The organism is Maribellus maritimus (assembly GCF_022267315.1).
In the GTDB taxonomy this organism is placed as follows: domain Bacteria; phylum Bacteroidota; class Bacteroidia; order Bacteroidales; family Prolixibacteraceae; genus Draconibacterium; species Draconibacterium maritimum.
Map to the genome: position 1 here is coordinate 1 of NZ_JAIKLE010000194.1, position 338 is coordinate 338.

1 protein-coding gene is annotated in these 338 nt (G+C 43.2%); it reads left to right on the forward strand.

The features are described 5' to 3' along the window. A partial coding sequence (locus K5G00_RS29645; protein ID WP_238770286.1) for an HYR-like domain-containing protein occupies positions 1-338 on the forward strand: 338 nt, incomplete at both ends.

Here is a 338-nt window from a genome sequence, read left to right on the forward strand (position 1 = left end):
ACTGCTACCGACAATTGCGATGCAGATGTGGATGTCTCTTTTAAGGAAGTTTATTCCGATACTATTTGCGATAACAGCTACACCATCACCAGAAAATGGACAGCTACAGACAACTGCGGAAACAAAACTTCATACACGCAGGTAGTAACTGTACAGGATACAATTTTACCGTTCTTTGTGGAATCACTGCCTGCTGACACTACACAAAACTGTGATGCCGTAACAGTCGCAGCCACTTTAACCGCTACCGACAATTGCGATGCAGATGTGGATGTCTCTTTTAAGGAAGTTTATTCCGATACTATCTGCGATAACAGCTACACCATCACCAGAACATG